The sequence below is a fragment of the Halovulum dunhuangense genome (assembly GCF_013093415.1).
Classification (GTDB): domain Bacteria; phylum Pseudomonadota; class Alphaproteobacteria; order Rhodobacterales; family Rhodobacteraceae; genus Halovulum; species Halovulum dunhuangense.
The window spans coordinates 301,944-321,018 of sequence record NZ_JABFBC010000001.1 but is presented as its reverse complement, the minus strand read 5'-3'; the positions used below and the strand labels follow the sequence as shown (position 1 = coordinate 321,018).

Genomic DNA, 19,075 nt, shown 5'->3' with positions numbered 1-19,075 from the left:
TCGTGGCCGGTCACGCCGGCCACAACCCCCCATCCTTCAGCCCGGCGACGAACGCCCGATGCGCCTCGGCCTCGGCCTCGGTAAGCCGCGCACCCAGGGGGCGCGGGCGGGCGGGCGGCGTGTAATCGCCGGCGCTTCCCGTGAGCACCTGCGTCGTCGACACCACGCTCAGCGCGAAATCCGGCTGTCGGCCGCCGATAAGCTCCAGATAGACCTCGGCCAGGATCTCGCTGTCCAGCAGGGCGCCATGCTTCTCGCGCGCCGAGTTGTCCACATTGAACCGGCGGCACAGCGCATCCAGCGAGTTCTGCGCGCCCGGAAATCTCTTGCGTGCGATATCAAGCGTGTCGATCGCCCGTTCCCAGGGCAGGACCGGCTTGTTGGTCCATTTCAACTCGGCGTTCAGGAACTTCATGTCGAAGGCGGCGTTGTGGATCACCAGCCTGGCATCGTCCACGAAATCCAGAAAAGCCTGCGCGATGTCGCTGAACACGGGCTTGTCGGCCAGGAATTCCTCCGTGATCCCGTGGACTGCCAGCGCCTCGGCGGGCATGTCGCGCTGGGGGTTGATGTATTGGTGATAGGTGCGCCCCGTGGGCATGTGGTTGCGCAACTCCACCGCCCCGATTTCGACGATACGATGCCCGTCATGGGGGTCGAGGCCGGTGGTTTCCGTATCGAGCACGATTTCACGCATTGATCCGCTCCTTCACGCTTTCCAGCACAGACTGGACCTGGGCGCGGGCATCCTCAAGCCCGCGCGACGTGTCGATGATGTAGTCGGCACGCGCGCGTTTTTCCGCATCCGGCAGCTGGCGGGCAAGCAGACCCTCGAACCGGGCGGGATCGGCACCGGGGCGTGACAGGGCGCGGGCGCGCTGGACGTCCGCCGGTGCGGTCACGACGACGATCGCATCACAATCGGCATCACCGCCGGTTTCGAACAGAAGCGGGATGTCGAAAACGACCAGGGCGCTCTCGGTCGACGCGACGAAGGCTTCGCGCTCCGCGCGCACCAGCGGATGGACGATCGCCTCGATCTTCGGAAGTAGTCGGGCATCGTCGCGGATCGCCCGCGAGAGTGCGGCACGGTCGATGCCGCCGTCCCGAAGTGCCGAGGGCACCAGCCCCGCGACCGGTGCAACGGCCGCGCCACCCTGCGCATAAAGCTTGTGCACCGCCGCGTCCGCGTCCCAGACCGGGACGCCGGCATCCCGGAACATTGCGGCAGTCGTCGATTTCCCCATTGCGATGGAGCCGGTCAGGCCCAGCCGAAATGGCCGTCGCGGGGTCATGCCGAAAGGACGGCGTTGCGCAACTCCTCGTCCACCTCGGGCCGCACGCCGAACCAGCTCTCGAACCCGGGCACGGCCTGATGCAGAAGCATCCCGACGCCATCCACGACATGAAGCCCGCATTCTGCCGCGCGCTTGAGGAATTCCGTCTCGAGCGGGGTGTAGACGATATCGACCACGACCGCATTCGGTGCCGCGTGCTCGAACCCGAAGTTGAGCGGCGGCTTTCCGACCATGCCCAGCGCTGTCGTGTTCACGATGATTGCAGCACCGGCGGCAGCCTCGGACGCCCGCTCCCAGTCGATCTGTGTAACCCGTGCGCCGAAATGTTCCTTCAGCATCTCGGCCTTGGTGCGGGTGCGGTTGGCCAGACGGACCTCGGGCACGCCGGCGGTCAGTAGCGCCGAGACGATCGCCCGCGCGGCGCCGCCCGCGCCGATCACGAGTGCCGGACCGGATTTCGGGGACCAGTAGGGGGCGCTCGACCGCACGCTTTCGAGGAATCCGATCCCGTCGGTGTTGTCGGCATAGATCGAGCCGTCCTCGCGGAACACCAGGGTGTTCGCCGCACCGATCAGCGCTGCGCGATCCGAGATGGAATCCGCCATCGACAGGATGGTTTCCTTGAACGGAATGGTCAGGTTCACACCCCGGAACCCCAGGCGTGGCAGGGAACGGATCCCGTCCTCGAAATCCTGCGGCCTCAGACCGATGGGGATGTAATACCCCTTTATCCGGTAACGCGACAGCCAGTGGCCATGCAGCACGGGTGAACGCGAATGGCCGATCGGCCAGCCCACCACTCCGGCAAGTGGCGGCGGTGGAATGTCGGTCATTCCGTCAAGATCCCCCTCGTTCTCAGGAAATGCAGCACTTCCAGAAGCGGCAAACCCAGGACCGAGAAATAGTCACCCTGCACGCGCGAGAAAAGCGAGGCGCCATCCTCTTCCAGTCGATAACAGCCAACTGTGGCAAGTAGGCCATCCCCATGACGCAAGATGTAGCGTTCGAGAAAGTCGTCGCTGAACGGGCGCATGATCATCTGCGCGCGCCCGACATGCCGCCAGACCGGGTGACCGTCCTCGAAGACAACGGCTGCGGACAGAAGCTCGTGAGTGGTGCCGCGCAACGCAAGAAGCTGCTCACGCGCCTCTTCAAGCGTGGCCGGCTTGTCGAACAGCCTGCCATTGCTGACAAGCACCTGATCGGATCCGAGTACCAGCCGATGCGGATGTCGCGACGCGACGCGCTGTGCCTTCAGTTCTGCCAGCGCATCGGCAATATCGCGACCCGGGGCGCCATCGGCCAGCATCGCTTCCTTCACCGCCGCTTCGTCCACACGGGCGGGAACGACTTCGAAATCGACATGGTTGGCGCGCAGCAAGGCGGCGCGCGCAGCGGATCTGGAGGCAAGGACGAGGCGGGATTCGGTCATGTGTGTCCTGTCAGGATATGGCGGATCGAGGCGGCCGTCTCTTCGATGGAACGTCGGGTGACGTCGATCACAGGTAGCTTGTAACGGTCGAAGAAGAGCCGGGCAAAGACCAGTTCGTCCTCGATGCGGGACGGATCCGAGTAGGCGGGAATCCCGGGATTGCCAAGAGCGCTGAGCCTGCTTTCGCGAACCTGCCCGATGCGTGCGGCACTTGCGGTAAGACCGATGACGGGGATACCCGCCTCGATCGCCGCCAGAAGCCCCGGCGGCGGCGCCTGTCCCGGGACCAGGGGAACATTGGCGGCACGGATCCCCTGATAGCCGAGATAGATACAGGTCGGCGTCTTCGACGTGCGGCTTACTCCGACCAGGATGACGTCTGCTGCAAGAAGGTGCCTTTCGGACAGGCCATCATCATGGGCAATGGCGAAGTCGATGGCCGCGACCCGGTCCAGATACCGGCTGTTCATCAGATACTGCTGACCCGGCAGACGCGCCGGCTCTTGCCGAAGGACACCGGCGATCCCCGAGAGAAGGGGATCGAGAAGCGAGATCACCGGTATCCCGAAACGTTCTGCACGATGGTTTGCCCGCGCGACGACCCGTGGATCGACAAGGGTAAAGACGATGATGTCGGTCGCCTCGAACGTGGCGTGGGGGATCGCCTCGATATCGTCGACGCTGCGCAGGAAGGGCAGGACCGTGAACTGCGCCTCGACATCCGAAAACTGGCTGATGGCGGCACGGGCTGCCGAGCCGACAGTCTCGCCGGTGGAATCGGACAGCAGAAGTACCCGAAGGATCCTTGGTGCGGTGATCATGGAACGATTATCCACAGACACTGTTGGCAAGCACCGGACAACCCGCATCTTTTCCACCGCTGATCGCGGTTTTCCGATGCATCCACATTCCGTTCGCGGTGCACAGGCGAAGTTCCCGGTTGTGGAGGAGAATGCGCCATCATGTGTGAATTATGGGAAACGCGCGCAGGCAACCTGTCATGTGCGATGGACATCCACATGTAACGCACCGGTTGTTATTTATATAAACATTTGTCATTGCTATATAATTTTCAGATTTTCGGGATCGCTGCCAAGGATTGCGGTCGGTTTTCCACAGAGTTATCCAGAGTACGGGAAATGTGGATCGTTTCGTGAATGACGGGGATCCACAGCATCCACAGGGACAACAACCCTTACAATCTTCTTTTCATATTTCTTTTGAGATATGGAGGGGCCAAGCAGAAGCAGGGAAAAGGTCGTCGGAATGCTGGTATCGCTCTATCCCTGGCTCAAGGCGTTCCACATCATGGCGGTGATTGCCTGGATGGCCGGGCTATTCTATCTGCCGCGGCTGTTCGTCCATCATGCAGAACGAGCGGCCCCGGGATCCGAGATGGCCGAGACTTTCGTCATGATGGAGCAAAAGCTACTTCGGCTGATCATGAACCCCTCGATGATCGCATCCTGGGTTCTTGGGGTATTGCTCATCCTGTCGCTCGGCCTTGGTACGGTCATGTCCGAAGGCTGGTTCCATGTGAAGCTTACGGCCGTGATCGCGATGACGGTGTTCCACATGTGGTGTGCCAGACATCGACGGCTTTTTGCCGAAGGCGGGGCGACACTCTCGGGGCGCCGATATCGCATCATGAACGAGGTTCCGACCTTGCTGATGATCGTCATCGTGATCATGGTCGTGGTGAAGCCGTTCTAGCGACGGATTGACATTGGGCCGGCGCGTCCCCTAATCTGCATTCGATCCGGCATTCGCCCGGTGGATTCCCCGTGAACATATGAGCGCTGCCCATCCGGCACGGCATCCAGACTTCCCCGATCGTTACGTTGAAAGAGCCTGATGGATTTCGAACGACTTTCCCTCGCCGATCTGAAGGCGAAAAGCCCGGCTGACCTTCTCGAAATGGCCGAGGAGCTGGAGATCGAGAACGCCTCCAGCATGCGCAAGGGCGACATGATGTTCGCCATCCTCAAGGAACTGGCTGAGGAAGGCGTCGAAATCTCTGGCGACGGCGTGCTGGAAGTGCTGCAGGACGGTTTCGGTTTCCTGCGCTCGCCCGAGGCGAACTACTTGCCGGGCCCTGACGATATCTATGTCAGTCCGAACCAGATCCGGAAATACGCCCTTCGCACCGGTGACACCGTCGACGGGGTGATCCGGGCGCCGAAGGACAACGAGCGTTATTTCGGCCTGGTAAAGGTGTCGCGGATCAATTTCGAGGATCCTGAAAAGGCGCGTCACAAGGTTCATTTCGACAACCTGACGCCGCTTTACCCCGACGAGCGGCTGAAAATGGAGGTAGAGGATCCGACGATCAAGGATCGCTCCGCCCGTATCATCGATCTGGTGGCACCCATCGGGAAAGGTCAGCGTTCGCTGATCGTTGCGCCACCTCGCACGGGGAAGACAGTTCTCTTGCAGAACATCGCCGCATCCATCGAAAAGAACCATCCGGAGTGCTTCCTGATCGTCCTTCTGGTCGACGAGCGGCCGGAAGAAGTCACGGACATGCAGCGTTCCGTGAAGGGGGAGGTGGTGTCCTCTACCTTTGACGAGCCGGCAACGCGGCACGTGGCCGTGGCTGAAATGGTGATCGAGAAGGCCAAGCGCCTGGTCGAACACAAGCGTGACGTCGTGATCCTTCTCGACTCGATCACCCGCCTGGGCCGCGCCTTCAATACCGTGGTCCCAAGCTCTGGCAAGGTATTGACCGGGGGCGTCGATGCCAATGCGCTGCAGCGTCCGAAGCGGTTCTTCGGGGCTGCACGGAACATCGAGGAAGGCGGTTCGCTGACCATCATCGCGACAGCGCTGATCGACACCGGCAGCCGCATGGACGAGGTGATTTTCGAGGAATTCAAGGGAACCGGCAACTCGGAGATCGTGCTCGATCGCAAGATCGCGGACAAGCGCGTCTTCCCGGCGATAGACATCCTGAAATCCGGCACCCGCAAGGAAGATCTTCTGGTCGAGAAGTCCGAACTGACGAAGATGTTTGTCCTGCGGCGGATTCTCAATCCGATGGGCACGACGGATGCGATCGAGTTCCTGCTGACAAAACTCAAGCAGACGAAATCCAACGCTGAATTCTTCGATTCGATGAACAGCTAGGGATCCGATACCTGATGCCGAGTGCGATGCCCGGGTCTTTCCCGGGCATTTTCTATTCGGTACGGAGAGTATGATGGATACGATCTTTGCACTTTCGACGGTCCGCGGCCGCGCTGGTGTAGCGGTGATAAGGGTTTCCGGCCCGCAGGCGCATGTGGCTGCGGCGCGGATTTGCGGAACCTTGCCCGATGAGCGACGCGCGGGCCTGCGCCTGCTGCGCGATTGCGACCGTGACGAGGTGCTTGACGAAGCGCTGGTGCTGGTCTTCGGTTCGGAGCGCAGCTTTACCGGCGAAAAGATCGTTGAATTTCAAGTTCATGGAAGCATCGCCGTCCAGGATGCGCTGCTGGATGTCCTTGCCCGCCAGCCGGGATTGAGACTGGCTGATCCAGGCGAATTCACCCGGCGGGCGTTGGAAAACGGGCGTCTCGATCTTACGCAGGTCGAAGGCCTGGCAGATCTGCTGGACGCTGAAACGGCCTTTCAACGCCGGCAGGCGCTTCGGGTCATGCAAGGTTCGCTGGGGGACCGCTGCGCAGGCTGGCGCGGTGCGTTGCTGAGGGCGCTGGCCCTTCTAGAGGCGACGATCGATTTTGCAGACGAGGAACTGCCGGGCGATCTTCTGACAGAAGTGCAAGGACACCTTCACGGTGTGGTCGATGATCTCGACCGGCAGCTCAAGGGGGCGCAGGCAGCCGAGCGGATGCGAGAGGGCTTCGAGGTTGCCATCGTCGGACGCCCCAATGTCGGAAAGTCCACGCTGCTCAACGCGCTGGCCGGGCGAGAGGCAGCCATAACGTCAGAGATTGCGGGGACGACCCGCGACGTCATCGAGGTCCGAATGGACATATCCGGGCTTCCGGTGACGCTGCTCGATACGGCTGGCATCCGGGATTCGGATGATCCGGTCGAGACGCTTGGGATCGAGCGTGCGCGAAAGCGCGCGGCGCAGGCTGATCTTCGCGTATTTCTGGTCGATGGGCCGGAACTGCCGACGGAGTTTCGTGACCTCCATCAGGGCCAGGATCTTGCATTCCACGCGAAGGGGGATCTGGCAAATGGTCCCTTCATTCATCCCGTTCTGTCGGGAAAGACCGGGCAGGGGCTGGATCTGCTAACGCAGGCAATCAGCGTAGCGCTGCAAGGGCGGGTATCCGGGGCTAGCGATGCGATCCGGTTGCGCCACAAGGTGGCGATGGAGACGGCGCGCGGGCATCTGTGTACGGCGCTTGCCCATCTGTCGCAGGGGCAGGAAGCAAGTGAACTTGCGGCAGAGGACGTACGCCTTGGCGTGCGTTATCTTGATGCTCTGGTCGGTCGTATCGATGTCGAGTCGCTGCTGGACGAGATTTTCACCAGCTTCTGCCTCGGGAAATAAGGAGTGTTTCACGTGAAACATGAAGCGTTCGATGTCATCGTGATTGGTGGCGGTCATGCCGGATCAGAGGCTGCACATGCCGCATATCGCACGGGCGCGCGGACCGCGCTGGTGACACACCGTTTCGATCGTATTGGGGAAATGTCGTGCAACCCTGCGATCGGTGGCCTTGGCAAGGGCCATCTCGTGCGTGAAATTGATGCCATGGACGGTGTGATGGGCCGGGTAGCGGATTTTGCCGGTATCCAGTTCCGCCTCTTGAACCGCCGCAAGGGGCCGGCGGTGCGCGGCCCGCGCACACAGGCAGACCGCGAATTGTATCGTCTCGGGATGCAGGAATGCTTTCGGGAGCGACCCGATCTTGCCGTCATCGAAGCCGAGGTCAGCGATCTTATCGAGCGACACGGCCGGATTGCAGGTGTAATCCTGGCGGATGGATCACAGATTGCCGCACATGCCGTGATCCTGACGACAGGGACATTTCTGCGCGGTGTCATCCATATAGGGGATGTGTCCCGGCCAGGTGGCCGGATGGGCGACAAGCCCGCGATTGCGCTTGCTGACCGGATTGACGCCTATGGTCTGCCGCTTGGGCGACTCAAGACGGGAACACCACCGCGGCTGGATGGTAAATCCATCGACTGGTCGAGCCTCGAGATGCAGCCGGCGGATGACGACCCGTCGCTTTTCTCCTTTCTCTCCACCCGTGCCGCACAACCGCAGATTTCCTGTGGAATAACCTATACGACACCGCGAACCCATGACCTGATCCGCCAGAATATCGGCCGGTCGGCCATGTATGGGGGCCATATCGCCGGTGTTGGGCCGCGCTACTGCCCGTCCATCGAAGACAAGGTCATGCGCTTTTCCGACAAGGAGTCGCACCAGGTCTTTCTGGAGCCTGAAACGTTGTCCGGTGCGGTGATCTATCCCAACGGGATCTCGACCTCGTTGCCGGCCGATGTGCAGGAAGCCTATGTCCACAGCATTCCTGGCCTCGAGAATGCGCGCATCGTGCAGCCGGGCTATGCCATCGAATATGACTACGTCGATCCTCGGGCGCTGAAACACACGCTTGAGTTGGCGGATCATCCCGGACTGTTCCTTGCTGGCCAGATCAACGGCACCACGGGGTACGAAGAGGCTGCCGCCCAAGGGCTTGTCGCAGGTCTGAACGCCGGTCTGAATGCTCTGGGAAAGGCGCCTGTCGTCTTCGATCGTGCCGATGCTTATATCGGTGTGCTGGTGGATGATCTGGTGACGCGCGGTGTGACTGAACCCTATCGGATGTTCACGTCGCGTGCCGAATACCGGCTTCTTCTCCGGGCTGACAATGCGGATCAGCGACTTACCCCAAAGGCAATCGAACTGGGCATAGCCTCGGCAGCGCGGCGTGACAGGTTCGAGCGCAAGATGGAGTCCCTTTCCCAGGCCCGGTCGCTTGCCGAAGGGCTTTCGCTTACACCTACAGAGGCGGCGCGGCATGGGCTGGCCGTCAACCAGGATGGGCAACGGCGATCGGCCCTTGCGCTGCTGTCGCAGGCGACGGTTGAGTGGGACCAGCTGGCTGCGATCTGGCCCAGTCTCGCCGCCGTAGACCCCGAAATTCGCGAACAGATAACGACCGACGCGCGGTACATGCACTACGTCAAACGGCAAGAGCAGGATGTTGCGCTTCTGCGGCAAGAAGAGGCGCGGGGGATCCCTGACAGTCTCGACTATGCGTCCGTCCATGGTTTGTCCACGGAACTGCAACAGAAGCTTGCGCGCATTCGCCCCGAGACGCTTGCCCAGGCGGGACGGATCGAGGGGATGACACCCACGGCGCTTACGCTGGTCCTTGCAGAAATCCAACGAATCCAGCGCCGGCAAAGCGCATGATGGGCGATGCAGATGCGCTGCAGCGGATCCTGGCCGAGATGGATGTTTCACGTGAAACAACCGAAAGGCTAAAGGCTTACGTCGATCTTTTGCTGAAATGGACGAAGCGGATCAACCTGATCGGCAAGGGAACAACAGCAGAGATCTGGGATCGGCACATCCTGGATTCGACACAGCTCTGGCCGTTGCGCCCGCCGCACGCCCGGATCTGGCTCGACATGGGTTCCGGAGGCGGCCTTCCCGGCGTCGTCATCGCGATTCTCGCGGCTGAACAAGCCCGCGACCTTGATCTTACACTGATGGAGTCCGATCTTCGCAAGAGCGTTTTCCTTCAGACCGTTGCGCGTGAGCTGGGCCTCGCCTACCGCGTCGTGACCGAGCGAATCGAGAATGCTGCTCCTGTGAAAGCCGACGTAGTGAGCGCCCGCGCCCTCGCACCACTCGGAACGCTTCTCGCCTGGACCGAACGCCACCGCGCGCAGAACGGCACGGCCCTGCTCTTGAAAGGCCGTCGCTACCAGGATGAATTGACTGAGGCCCGCGCCCTCTGGCATGTAGAACCAGAGGTCATTCAAAGCCGGTCCGACCCGTCCGGCGTTATTCTGCGGATCGGAGATTTCAGGCGTGTCTGACACCCGCTCACCCCGGATTCTGGCTATCGCGAACCAGAAGGGGGGCGTTGGCAAGACAACCACGACCATCAATCTTGGTGCCGCCCTGGCTGCCCTGGGCGAGCGGGTTCTGTTGATAGACATGGACCCGCAGGGCAACGCCTCCACCGGGCTTGGGATCGACCGCTCGCAGAGGGATGTGTCCAGCTACGACCTTCTGATGCGCCAGGATGATCTGCCGTCTGCCATTCGCCCGACCCGGTTCGACCGGTTGTCCATCGTGCCGGCGACGTCGGATCTCAGCTCGGTCGACATAGAACTGGCAGGCGAAAGGGATCGGATCGGGCGCCTGCAGGCGGCGCTTCACGATGATGCGATACGCGGCTTCGATATTGTCCTGCTGGACTGCCCCCCCTCGCTCAACCTGCTTACGGTAAATGGGCTTGTCGCCGCCGATGGGGTTCTTGTCCCTCTGCAATGCGAGTTCTTCGCGCTCGAGGGGATAAGCCAGCTTCTACGCAGCGTCGGAGAGGTCAGGGCCAGTTCCAATCCACGCCTTGTGACCCAAGGAATTGTGTTGACCATGTATGACCAACGCAACAACTTGACCGCAGATGTCGAGAATGATGTGCGCGAGACGCTGGGAGACCTGGTCTTCAGGACCGTGATTCCCCGCAATGTGCGCCTCAGCGAGGCGCCATCGCATGGTGTTCCCGTATTGATTTATGATCCGCGCAGCAGCGGAAGCCTCGCCTATATAGAGCTGGCGCGCGAACTGCGCCAACGTCTCGGGCGTGGCGGTTCGGCAAAGGGTGATCGCGCATGACACGAAAGACGGAACGCAAAGGTCTTGGCCGCGGCCTGTCGGCGCTTCTTGCCGACACCGGGCCGCTCGAGGAAGCAGCTTCACCTCGCGGCAGCACGGGCCAGCAGATGATCCCCATCGAACGGATCCGCGCCAACCCCGACCAGCCCCGCAGAAGCTTCGGCGATGCCGAGCTTGACGAGCTTGCGCGCTCCATCGCGCGTAGCGGCATCATCCAGCCCCTGATCCTGCGTCGTGATCCGGGCGATCCGAACCTTTTTCAGATCGTTGCAGGCGAGCGTCGCTGGCGCGCCGCCCAGCGCGCCCGCATCCACGAGGTGCCCGCCGTCATCCGAGACTTCTCCGACGAGGAAGTGCTCGAGGTCGCCATCGTCGAGAATATCCAGCGTGTCGACCTCAACGCCGTCGAAGAGGCGCAGGGCTATCGCCAGCTCATGGAAAGTTTCGGCCATACCCAGGAGGCGCTGGCCGAAGCGCTGGGCAAGAGCCGCAGCCATATCGCGAACATGCTGCGCCTGCTTGGCCTGCCCGAGTCCGTGCTCGCGCATCTTCGGGCGGGGCGGCTGTCCGCAGGGCATGCGCGTGCCCTGATAACAGCAGAGGATCCCGCAGCACTGGCGCAGATCGTCATTTCCCAGCAGTTGTCGGTGCGTCAGACAGAAGCGCTCACCAAGAAGACTTCGGAAAGTAAAAACAATAAAAAACAATCACTTAAGCCAGAGAAAGACGCGGACACCCGCGCGATCGAGGGCGATCTGTCCGCCCACCTCAAGATGCCCGTCCGTATCGAGCACGCCTCCGCCGGGGATGGCGGCACATTGCGCATAGGCTACCGCAGCCTCGATGATCTCGACCGGCTCTTGCAGATCCTGTCAGGCAGCTGAAGCCTAGGCGAGCAACCGCCGCAGAAGGGCATTCAGGACCGGGCGACCGCTGTCCGTTGCGCGCAGCCGCACTTCGTCCGCGCGCAGCAGCCCCAGTGCCGTCAGATCCTCGACCGCGCTCCTGTCGATGTCCGGCCCGCCCAGACGCCGATACCGATCCAGATCGACCCCCTCCGCCAGCCGCAGGGCCATCATCAGGTATTCCTCGGCCTGTTCGGCGGCGGGAATGGCCTCGCGCAGCGACATGCCCGTCCCGGTCGTCTCCACCGCTTCCAGCCAGCGCTCCGGCATCCTCAGCGTCTCTGTGGCGTGCCGCGTACCGTCCAGCATGATCCGCCCATGCGCGCCGGGTCCGACACCCGCATACTCGCCATAGCGCCAGTAGACCAGGTTGTGCCGGCTCTCCGCCCCTGGCCGCGCATGGTTGGATATCTCGTAGCCAGGCATGCCCCCGGCGGCACAGATTTCCTGTGTCAGCGCATACATGTCCGCCGCCAGGTCGTCCGCCGGCAGGCCACGCAGCCGCCCACGCGCGTGGAGCGCGCCAAACGCCGTCCCAGCCTCGATCGTCAGCTGGTAGAGCGACAGGTGGTCCACCGCCATTCCCAGCGCCGTGGTCAGTTCCGCCTCCCATGACGACAGCGTCTGGTCCTGCCGCGCATAGATCAGATCGAAGCTCACCCGAGCGAAGCTTGCGCGCGCGATATCGAACGCCGCCCGCGCCTCTGCCACGCTGTGCAGCCGTCCCAGCCGGCGCAGATCCGCGTCGTGCAGTGCCTGGATCCCCATCGAGACCCGGTTCACACCCGCCGAAGCATAGCCTCGGAACCGCTCCGCCTCGACCGATGTCGGGTTCGCCTCCAGCGTGATCTCCGCCTCGGGCGCCAGATCCCAGCCTGCGGCGATCTGGTCGATCACCGCCGCCACGGTCGCCGGCTCCATCAGGCTGGGCGTGCCGCCCCCGAAGAAAACGCTGTCCACCCGTCGCCCCGGCAGCAGGTCTGCGTGATGCCTGATCTCGCGGCACAGCGCATCCGCCCAGCGGCGCTGGTCCACGCCCTGCCGCACATGGGAATTGAAGTCGCAATAGGGGCACTTGGCGGCGCAGAAGGGCCAGTGCACATAGACCCCGAAGCCACCCTCGATCGCTACCGGCTCAGCGCCCAAGGATATCCGCCACCAGCTTGCCGAAGGCCACCGCCCGGTGGCTCATCTCGTGCTTTCGGCTCGGGTCCATCTCGCCAAAGGTCTCGGTCTCGCCCACCGGCTGGAACATCGGATCGAAGCCGAAGCCGCGCGCGCCGCGTTTGGGCCAGACCAGCACCCCCTCGACCGCGCCACGGTAGATCCTGTCGCTGCCGTCGGGCCAGGCCAGGCACAGCACACAGACAAACCGCGCCCGAAGCGGGTCCGCCGCGCCCGTCTCCTGCACGCGCTGCCACAGCTTCTCCATCGCCATGTCGAAGTCGCGGCCCGTGGGCGTTTCCGCCCAGTCGGCGGTATAGACGCCCGGCGCACCATCCAGCGCCTCGACCTCCAGCCCGCTGTCGTCGCTCAACGCGGGCAGGCCGATTCCCTTCGCCGCCACATGCGCCTTGATCCGCGCGTTGCCCTCGAAACTGTCCTCGGTCTCGGCCGGTTCCTCCAGCCCGAAGGACGCAGCCGAACGCACGGTCAGTCCGAAGGGTGCCAGCAGATCGGCGATCTCGCGCAGCTTGCCCGCGTTGTGCGACGCCAGTACCAGCGTATCCGAACCGAGCGTCAGCATCTCAGGCAAGGCAGCCCTTCTGCGCTGCGACCAGCTCCCGGATACCACCCTCGGCAAGGTCGATCAGCGTGTTCAGCTCGTCCCGGCTGAACGGCGCCCCCTCTGCAGAGCCCTGCACTTCCACCAGCCCGCCGCGGCCTGTCATCACGAAATTCGCATCCGTCCCGGCTTCGCTGTCCTCGGCATAGTCCAGGTCCAGCACCGGCACACCGCCATAGATGCCGCAGCTTACCGCCGCAACGTGATCGACCAGCGGATCGGTACGGATATCCCCGGTCTTCAGCAGCGCATCGACCGCCAGCCGCAGCGCCACCCAGCCCCCGGTGATCGAGGCGCAGCGCGTGCCGCCATCGGCCTGGATCACGTCGCAATCGACGGTGATCTGCCGTTCGCCCAACGCCACCCGGTCGACACAGGCACGCAGCGCGCGGCCGATCAGGCGCTGGATCTCCTGGGTGCGGCCCGACTGCTTGCCCGCCTGCGCCTCGCGCCGGTTGCGGGTGTTGGTCGCTGCGGGCAGCATGCCGTATTCCGCCGTCACCCAGCCCAGCCCGGAGCCCTTCAGGAATGGCGGCACCCGCGGCTCGATCGAGGCAGTGCAGAGCACATGCGTGTCGCCGCAGCGGATCATGCACGACCCCGCCGCATGCTTGATGATCCCCGTCTCGATCGTGACCGGTCGCAGGTCGGCCGGGTTCCTGCCCGATGGGCGCATGTGATCTCTCCTTGTCATTCGCCGGATCGCATAGCGGCTTTCCCCGCTTGCGTCCACCCGGCGCGGGGTCCGCGTTCCCGGCGCCGATTGACCGCGGGGGTCCCGGCTCATACATCATTGCAAGGGTTACACGGGGTACAGACCGGCCATGAAAGGACAGGGGAACGAAAACGGCTTCGTGCTCGATGCGCGCAGCCGCGATATCTTCAAGACCCTCGTGGAGAGTTATCTCGATACCGGAGAGCCGGTAGGCTCTCGCACCCTGTCGCGCAGTCTTGGCGAAACGCTGTCGCCCGCCACGATCCGCAACACCATGCAGGATCTCGAACATCTGGGCCTGCTGGACAGCCCCCATGTCTCCGCCGGGCGCGTGCCCACCCAGCGTGGCCTGCGCCTGTTTCTCGACGGCTTCCTCCAGGTGGGCGAGATCTCGATGGACGAGCGGACCGAGATAGAGCGCTATCTCGACGGGAACGAACCCGATCTCGGCGCCATGCTCGACCGTGCCGGCTCGCTGCTTTCGGGCCTGACCCATGGCGCAAGCCTGGTGCTGGCGCCGAAGTCCGAAGCGCCGATCCGCCATGTGGAATTCGTCTCGCTGTCGGCCGAGCGGGTGCTGGTGGTGCTCGTCTTCGCCGATGGAAATGTCGAGAACCGCCTCTTCACGCCGCCCATGGGGCTGACACCGTCGGCCATGCGCGAGGCGGCCAATTTCCTGAACGCCGTCCTCGAGGGGCGTACGCTGTCCGATATCCGTGGCGTGGTGGAAAAACAGATCGAGGCGCACCGGCGCGAACTTGACGCGCTGGCCGCCGCGCTGATCGAAACCGGCACCGCCGTCTGGACCGAAGAGACAGAGATGGACGAGGCCCGCCTGATCGTGCGCGGGCGGTCCAACCTGCTGGGCGAAAGCGGCGATCCTGCCCAGATCGATCGCATTCGCCGCCTTTTCGACGATCTCGAGCGCAAGCGCGACCTGGCGCAGCTTCTCGACCTGACCGAGCAGGGCGACGGGGTGCGTGTCTTCATCGGGTCCGAAAACAAGCTTTTCTCGCTTTCGGGTTCATCTTTGGTCGTCTCTCCCTATATGAACGCGGAACGCAGAATCGTTGGCGCCGTCGGCGTGATCGGTCCGACCCGGCAGAATTACGGGCGCATCGTGCCGATCGTGGACTACACGGCGCAGCTTGTCGGGCGGCTCATATCGCGTCGCAACGGCTGAACGAAACAAACTGGAAGACCGGAAATGGCCAAGGACAAAGACATCGCGCTGGACGATCCCGAAGATATTTCGTCGCAACTCGCCGAAGATCAGGCCGAGTCGGACGCCGCCCCCGAGGATGACGACCTCCAGGCCGAGATCGCTGCCCTCGCAAGCGAGCGTGACGAGCTGAAGGACCGGCTCCTGCGTGCGCTGGCCGAGACCGAGAACCTGCGCAAGCGCGCCGATCGCGACCGCCGCGATGCGGAACTCTATGGCGGTGTGCGTCTCGCCCGCGATCTTCTGTCGGTGCACGACAACCTGAACCGTGCGCTCGATGCCATCGACGAGACGTTGCGCGAACAGGCCGCCGGCCTGGTCGAGGGGATCGAGCTGACCCAGCGCGACCTGCTGGGCGCGTTCCACAAGCACAAGATCGAAAAGATCGAGCCGCAGGTCGGCGACCGGTTCGACCCCAAGCTGCACCAGGCCATGTTCGAGGCCCCCGTGCCGGGTCAGCCCGCCGGCGCGATCATCCAGGTCATGGTGCCCGGTTTCACCATCGGCGAGCGGCTTCTGCGTCCCGCGCAGGTCGGTGTCTCCTCCGGCGGCTGAACCGGTCCCCGGGGGCGCTCAGCCGCCCCCGTCCATCGCCTTCAACTCGTAGATCAGTTCCAGCGCCTCCCGCGGGGTCAGCTCGTCGGGCAAGACCGCCCGCAGCCGCTCCAGCGCCGGCGACGGCTTCTCCCTGACCGGCATCGGCGCGGGTGCGGCGCTGAACAGCGGCAGGTCGTCCACCAGCGCCTTCGCCTTGCCGCCCTGGCCGCGGTCGCCTTCCTCCAGCGCCTCCAGCACGGTGCGGGCGCGGGCGATGACCGCATCGGGCAGGCCCGCCAGCCGTGCCACCTGCACCCCGTAGGACCGGTCGGCCGCGCCTTCCCGCACCTCGTGCAGAAAGACCACCTCGCCCTCCCATTCGCGCACGGCGACGGTCGCGTTGCGCAGCCCCGCCAGCTTCTCCGCAAGCGCGGTAAGCTCATGGTAATGCGTGGCAAAAAGCGTCCGGCAGCGGTTCACATCATGCAGATGCTCCAGCGTCGCCCAGGCGATGGACAGCCCGTCATAGGTCGCCGTGCCGCGACCGATCTCGTCCAGGATCACCAGCGCGTTGCGCCCGGCCTGGTTCAGGATCGCCGCGGTCTCGACCATCTCGACCATGAAGGTGGACCGCCCCCGCGCCAGGTCGTCCGCCGCGCCGACGCGGCTGAACAGCTGGTCCACGATGCCGATATGCGCCTCGTCGGCCGGGACGTAGCAGCCGGCCTGCGCGAGAAGTGCGATCAGGGCATTCTGGCGCAGGAAGGTCGATTTCCCCGCCATGTTGGGGCCGGTCAGCAGCCAGACCGGCCGGGCATCGGTGCCGTCGGCGGTCAGGTCGCAGTCGTTGGCGACGAAGGCGGCGCCGCTGCGGCGGAGCGCCTGTTCCACGACGGGGTGGCGGCCGCCGGTGATGTGGAAGGCGCGGGTATCGTCGATGCGGGGGCGGGTCCAGTTTTCCTGGATGGCGAGGTCGGAAAGCGACGTGAACAGGTCCAGCGCCGCGAGGGCCCGGGCGGTGGTGGCGATTCGTGGTGCGTTATCAAGAACTTCGGCGCAGAGGCGGTCGAAGATGCGCTTTTCCAGTTCCAGTGCGTGGCCGCCCGCGTTCAGGATGCGGGTTTCGAGTTCCGAAAGCTCCAGCGTGGTGAAGCGGACCTGGTTCGCGGTGGTCTGGCGGTGGATGAACACCTCGGACAAGGGCGGGGCCATCATCTTCGCGGCATGGGTCGCGGGCGTTTCGATGAAATAGCCCAGCACATTATTGTGCTTTATCTTCAAGGAGTTGACATCGGCGCGGCGGGCATACTCGGCCTGCAACCCGGCGATCACGCCGCGCCCTTCGTCCCTGAGTCTGCGGGTGTCGTCCAGCTCGGGATCATAGCCGGGGGCGATCATTCCGCCGTCGCGGGCCAGCAGCGGGGGTTCCGCCACGAGGGCCGCCTCGAGATGGGCCAGAAGCGCCTCGTGACCCGTCAGATCGGCGTATGCTTCGCGTATGGCAACTGTATGGCAAGTGTCGGGCATCCGGGCCGCGATATCCTCGGCCCGGGCGAGGCCGGTGCGCAGCGCGGCAAGATCGCGGGGCCCGCCCCGGCCCAGCCCGATCCGGCTGAGCGCGCGTTCCATGTCGGGCGTCTTGCGCAGCATCTCGCGCAGGTCCGACGCCAGACCCGGATCCTCGACGAAGGCGGTCACGGCATCCAGCCGCGCGCCGATCTGGGCAAGGTCGGTCGAGGGGCTGGTGAGCCGCGCCTCGAGCAGCCGCGCGCCGGGTCCGGTCACGGTGCGGTCGATCGCGGACAGGAGCGCCCCCTCGCGCTTGCCCGACAGCGAGCGGGTCAGTTCCAGGTTGGCCCGCGTCGCGGCGTCGATCTGCATGATGCCGCCGGCGCGTTCCAGCACCGGCGGGCGCAACAGCGGCAGCTTTCCGCGCTGGGTCAGGTCCAGGTAGTCGATCAGCGCGCCCAGCGCGCCCAGCTGGGCGCGGGTGAAGCTGCCGAAGGCGTCGGGGCTGTCCACCCGGTAGAGGCTGGCAATGCGTTCGGCGCTGGCGGCGCTGTCGAAGGCGGACGCGGGGCGCGCGGTCAGGGTCACGCCCATCTGGGTGCCCGTCTCGCGCAGGTCCGGTTCCGCCGTGTCGGCCACAAGCAGTTCGCTGGGGGCGACACGGGCCAGAAGCGGCGCCAGCGTCACGGCGCTGGCGGGCGTCACGGTCACGTCGCCGGTGGACACGTCGGCCCAGGCCAGCGCCGCCTCGTCCCGGACGGTGCACCAGGCGGCAAGGTAGTTGTGCGCGCGGGCCTGAAGCAGGCTGTCCTCGGTCAGGGTGCCGGGGGTCACGAGGCGCACGACATCGCGCTTCACCACCGATTTCGAGCCGCGCTTCTTCGCCTCGGCCGGGCTTTCGAGCTGTTCGCAGATCGCGACGCGGAACCCCTTGCGGATCAGGGTCAGCAGATAGCCCTCGGCCGAATGGTGGGGCACGCCGCACATGGCGATATCCTGCCCGAGATGCTTGCCGCGCTTGGTGAGTGCTATGTCGAGGGCGGCGGCCGCTGCCTCGGCATCCTGAAAGAACAGCTCGTAGAAGTCGCCCATCCGGTAGAACAGGAGCGCGTCGGGATAGCGCTGCTTGATCTCCAGATATTGCGCCATCATCGGCGTCGCTTCGGCTGCCTGCGTCACGCCCGTCTGCCCCCTGCCTTGTGCCGGGGCACATTACCGGGGGGGCCAACGGGGGAAAAGGCCGGTTTCAGGCGTTGTCCGCGACGATCTGCATGGCCTTGCGCATCGCGGGACGCTCGCGCAGGGATTTCAGGTAGTCGCCGAAATCGCCGCCGGGCAGCTGCATGCGGATGGCAAGGCCCCAGCCCGCGCACTGGCTGAGCAGGATGTCGGCGATGGTGAAGATCTCGCCCGCGACGAAGGGGGCGTCGCCCTTGAAGGCGACGATGTGGTCCATCGCGCGGGCGAATTCCTTCTGCGCGGTGGGCTTCACGTCCGGCACGCGCCAATCCTCGGGCAGGGCGAAGCTGTGCTTGGCGTAAAGCCAGAGCGCGGCGTCGAGTTCCGTGACGATGTAGTTCGCGATGCTGTCCTGCCGGGCGCGGGCATAGCTGCCGGCGGGATGGGTCAGCTGCCCGTGGCGGTCGGCGAGGAAGGTCAGGATCGCCAGCGAATCGCTGATCGGGCCTTCGTCGGTGAGCAGGACGGGGATCTTGCCGGTGCCGTTGAGCGCCACCACCTCGGGCGCGCCGGGGCGGGCGGGGTCGTAGTCATAGGGCAGGCCCATTTCCTCGAGCGCCCAGAGGACGCGCAGCGCGCGGGAACGGGGGTGGCCGATCAGCTTCAACAT

At 64.3% G+C, this 19,075-nt stretch carries 19 protein-coding genes; 9 read left to right on the top strand and 10 right to left on the bottom strand.

All coding sequences use genetic code 11. The features are described from left to right. Positions 1–10: 10 nt before the first annotated feature. The 5 genes from dnaQ to HMH01_RS01470 are packed head-to-tail and all read right to left on the bottom strand — an operon-like array spanning position 11 to position 3,551. Complete coding sequence (gene dnaQ, locus HMH01_RS01490) at positions 11–697, bottom strand: DNA polymerase III subunit epsilon (protein ID WP_171321797.1); 687 nt, start codon at positions 695–697, stop codon at positions 11–13. Beyond that, positions 690–1,295: a dephospho-CoA kinase gene (gene coaE, locus HMH01_RS01485; RefSeq protein ID WP_171321795.1), complete on the bottom strand. Its 606-nt coding sequence runs from the start codon at positions 1,293–1,295 to the stop codon at positions 690–692. The genes dnaQ and coaE overlap by 8 nt, the downstream gene beginning before the upstream one ends. Then, complete coding sequence (locus HMH01_RS01480; protein ID WP_171321793.1) at positions 1,292–2,131, bottom strand: shikimate dehydrogenase; 840 nt, start codon at positions 2,129–2,131, stop codon at positions 1,292–1,294. The genes coaE and HMH01_RS01480 overlap by 4 nt, the downstream gene beginning before the upstream one ends. Beyond that, on the bottom strand, positions 2,128–2,730 hold the full coding sequence (locus tag HMH01_RS01475) for a Maf family protein (protein ID WP_171321791.1): 603 nt from the start codon (positions 2,728–2,730) through the stop codon (positions 2,128–2,130). The genes HMH01_RS01480 and HMH01_RS01475 overlap by 4 nt, the downstream gene beginning before the upstream one ends. Then, positions 2,727–3,551 (bottom strand): pyruvate, water dikinase regulatory protein, encoded by an 825-nt coding sequence (locus HMH01_RS01470; protein WP_171321789.1) that lies wholly within the window; start codon positions 3,549–3,551, stop codon positions 2,727–2,729. The genes HMH01_RS01475 and HMH01_RS01470 overlap by 4 nt, the downstream gene beginning before the upstream one ends. 445 nt (positions 3,552–3,996) lie before the next feature. Between HMH01_RS01470 and hemJ the strand changes: the two genes are divergently transcribed. The 7 genes from hemJ (at position 3,997) to HMH01_RS01435 (ending at position 11,436) form a co-directional block, all read left to right on the top strand. After that, a complete protein-coding gene (gene hemJ, locus HMH01_RS01465; RefSeq protein ID WP_171321787.1) occupies positions 3,997–4,443 on the top strand; it encodes a protoporphyrinogen oxidase HemJ in 447 nt (148 codons plus the stop codon). A 141-nt stretch (positions 4,444–4,584) separates the two neighbouring features. After that, a complete protein-coding gene (gene rho, locus HMH01_RS01460; RefSeq protein WP_171321785.1) occupies positions 4,585–5,856 on the top strand; it encodes a transcription termination factor Rho in 1,272 nt (423 codons plus the stop codon). A 73-nt stretch (positions 5,857–5,929) separates the two neighbouring features. Beyond that, the gene (gene mnmE / locus HMH01_RS01455; RefSeq protein WP_171321783.1) at positions 5,930–7,234 is read left to right on the top strand and encodes a tRNA uridine-5-carboxymethylaminomethyl(34) synthesis GTPase MnmE; all 1,305 of its coding nucleotides are present in this window, start codon (positions 5,930–5,932) and stop codon (positions 7,232–7,234) included. 12 nt (positions 7,235–7,246) lie between these two features. Then, positions 7,247–9,115: a tRNA uridine-5-carboxymethylaminomethyl(34) synthesis enzyme MnmG gene (mnmG, locus tag HMH01_RS01450; RefSeq protein WP_171321781.1), complete on the top strand. Its 1,869-nt coding sequence runs from the start codon at positions 7,247–7,249 to the stop codon at positions 9,113–9,115. Continuing rightward, on the top strand, positions 9,112–9,747 hold the full coding sequence (gene rsmG, locus HMH01_RS01445; protein ID WP_246237252.1) for a 16S rRNA (guanine(527)-N(7))-methyltransferase RsmG: 636 nt from the start codon (positions 9,112–9,114) through the stop codon (positions 9,745–9,747). Before mnmG ends, rsmG begins: the two co-directional genes overlap by 4 nt. Then, positions 9,740–10,552, top strand: coding sequence for a ParA family protein (locus HMH01_RS01440; protein WP_171321779.1), 813 nt, complete (start codon positions 9,740–9,742; stop codon positions 10,550–10,552). Before rsmG ends, HMH01_RS01440 begins: the two co-directional genes overlap by 8 nt. Next, entirely contained in the window at positions 10,549–11,436 is an 888-nt protein-coding gene (locus HMH01_RS01435; RefSeq protein WP_171321777.1) for a ParB/RepB/Spo0J family partition protein, read from the top strand. Before HMH01_RS01440 ends, HMH01_RS01435 begins: the two co-directional genes overlap by 4 nt. Positions 11,437–11,439: 3 nt before the next feature. Here HMH01_RS01435 and hemW read toward each other — a convergent pair whose 3' ends face one another. The 3 genes from hemW to rph are packed head-to-tail and all read right to left on the bottom strand — an operon-like array spanning position 11,440 to position 13,919. Next, on the bottom strand, positions 11,440–12,603 hold the full coding sequence (hemW, locus tag HMH01_RS01430; protein WP_216366741.1) for a radical SAM family heme chaperone HemW: 1,164 nt from the start codon (positions 12,601–12,603) through the stop codon (positions 11,440–11,442). Continuing rightward, positions 12,593–13,204, bottom strand: coding sequence for a non-canonical purine NTP pyrophosphatase (locus tag HMH01_RS01425; protein ID WP_171321775.1), 612 nt, complete (start codon positions 13,202–13,204; stop codon positions 12,593–12,595). Before HMH01_RS01425 ends, hemW begins: the two co-directional genes overlap by 11 nt. A gap of 1 nt (position 13,205) precedes the next feature. Continuing rightward, positions 13,206–13,919: a ribonuclease PH gene (rph, locus tag HMH01_RS01420; protein WP_171321773.1), complete on the bottom strand. Its 714-nt coding sequence runs from the start codon at positions 13,917–13,919 to the stop codon at positions 13,206–13,208. Positions 13,920–14,067: 148 nt separating this feature from the next. On the opposite strand from rph, the gene hrcA reads away from it, so the two are divergent. Further along, positions 14,068–15,141 carry a heat-inducible transcriptional repressor HrcA gene (hrcA, locus tag HMH01_RS01415; RefSeq protein WP_171321771.1) on the top strand — a complete coding sequence of 358 codons (1,074 nt, stop codon included), beginning with the start codon at positions 14,068–14,070 and terminating at the stop codon, positions 15,139–15,141. A 24-nt stretch (positions 15,142–15,165) separates the two neighbouring features. Next, on the top strand, positions 15,166–15,735 hold the full coding sequence (gene grpE / locus HMH01_RS01410; RefSeq protein WP_171321769.1) for a nucleotide exchange factor GrpE: 570 nt from the start codon (positions 15,166–15,168) through the stop codon (positions 15,733–15,735). 18 nt (positions 15,736–15,753) lie between these two features. On the opposite strand, the gene mutS is transcribed toward grpE, so the two are convergent. Continuing rightward, positions 15,754–18,378, bottom strand: a complete 2,625-nt coding sequence (gene mutS, locus HMH01_RS01405; RefSeq protein ID WP_171325128.1) for a DNA mismatch repair protein MutS — start codon at positions 18,376–18,378, stop codon at positions 15,754–15,756. Positions 18,379–18,472: 94 nt separating this feature from the next. After that, positions 18,473–19,075: a glutathione S-transferase family protein gene (locus HMH01_RS01400; protein WP_171321767.1), complete on the bottom strand. Its 603-nt coding sequence runs from the start codon at positions 19,073–19,075 to the stop codon at positions 18,473–18,475.